Consider the following 1,846-nt stretch of genomic DNA (forward strand, 5'->3'; position numbering starts at 1 on the left):
CCAAGTGATCTTCAGGTAGCCAATCGTTAAGGTCATGTGGCATAAAAGAAACTTGTTCTCTATCCGCTCCAATAAATGATATCATGCCCCAAGATATAAATAATTGGGTGGTTTATTAAGTCCGACAGACTCCTAGGTAAAGTTTTAATACCTGTCTCCATTTCAAAATTGATTCACCCTGCTTTTCATTTCAGCTTTTCTCTGAATTTGTTTAATCGCAGAAAATTCTCTGATGAAGTTAAAAACGACTTAGATGAAAAAAACATTGGAGATTCCATTTTTTATCCTGAAAACCTAAATAATGAATTTTATCATTATAACTTAGTAGAGTCAAAAAATAAAGTTGCCGAACCCTATTTCAAATCCTTATTAGAATTTTGTAAACTCGCCAATAGTGTTGATTCAACCAGTAAGCCAAACCAACTATTAAAAAAGATTTCTACATACTACAATTGGGATGAAAGCTTAATTCATCTTCCTAGTTTAAGTGAGGACAGTGAAAACATTGAGTACCGCTCTACACGAAAGGTATTAATTAAAATTTTCTTCAATTTAATTGCGTTACACAATAACAATTGGGTTAAAGATAATACTACTTTTTTGAGCGATTTATGTTCACTCTATGACGATAGCTACAAAGAGGTTTATAAGGAAAGTAAAATATATCCAAATCAATTGTTTGAACTTCATTTGGCTGAAGATTTAAAGAGGGATATTGGCGTTACCTCTGAAATCAAACAGTTCTACTTAGCAGTTGAGAAAAAAGACATCAACGAGATATTAAGTATTAAAGCATTTAATACCTTTTTACCAGAAGATAGCTACATCAACAATAGGTATTTAACGACTATTATTGAAGAAACCTTATTTCAGGATAATATTAGTGATATAGAGAATCATCCTCTTAAAACGACCATACTCAAAATCATCCCACTTTTAACGGAGCAGAACTATCAACAATTGTTTCCTCAGTTAAACGACAAGAAGGCAAGCATAATGATTTCAGTAGTTTCTAAAGAAGAAACCAAAGAAGACATATTTTCAATAGTGACACTAGATGATGAAAAAATCAAAAACATTGGTGACCTAGTAAGAAAACCGAATTTTGAAGAAATACTGAATAAAGCACTTGAAAGTATTGAAGACGAAAAGCAACGCAATGCTAATTTTCAATTCAAACATAAAATCGGCACTCACATAGAAGAGAAATTGAAAGAACACCTAAAACAGTTGTTTCTACCAGAAGATATAAAATGTGAAGTATTAGGAGAGCAAGATGGTCAGGATATAGTCATCAAAATTAAGGATGAAATCAAATACTACATAGAAGTAAAATCTAGATGGGATAAACGAACTTCAATCAGAATGTCACGGAACCAAACCTTGAGATCAAATGAGCACCATAATATTTATGCTTTATGCTCTGTAGATATGACTGACTATCATGAAGAAGACAGATTTGAAATCTCAGACATCAACAAAATTTTAGACAAAATAAAATTCGTCAACAATATTGGTGAAAAGGTAGAATACCTTGTGGAAGTGTTTGAGCAAACTAAACAGCTTGACGAAATTCACCTAGATGGTGATTATAGAACACTAGTACCTCAAAAAGTAATTGAAGAATCTGGATTAAGTTTTAATCTATTTGAAGATTATTTAATTACTTCATTAAAAAGTACAGTAAATGCGGAATAAAATAAAAACGGCATACAATCGAGTAGATGGCCAGTGAGCAAATAGCCCACTGGTGCACCTCTCACACCACCGTACGTACGGGTCTCGTATACGGCGGTTCATCGAATCGAAGGTTGCGTATTCTGGTAGTAGGAAAGCATTGATTCAT

Annotated in this window: 1 protein-coding gene; it reads left to right on the forward strand. The window is 32.9% G+C overall.

Features of this window, described 5'->3' with window-relative positions; all coding sequences use genetic code 11:
- Positions 1-207 precede the first annotated feature (207 nt).
- A complete protein-coding gene (locus AAOP42_RS00760) occupies positions 208-1,698 on the forward strand; it encodes a protein NO VEIN domain-containing protein (protein WP_349526540.1) in 1,491 nt (496 codons plus the stop codon).
- The last annotated feature ends 148 nt before the right edge of the window (positions 1,699-1,846 follow it).

The organism is Reichenbachiella sp. MALMAid0571, from assembly GCF_040151475.1.
In the GTDB taxonomy this organism is placed as follows: domain Bacteria; phylum Bacteroidota; class Bacteroidia; order Cytophagales; family Cyclobacteriaceae; genus CAXBNB01.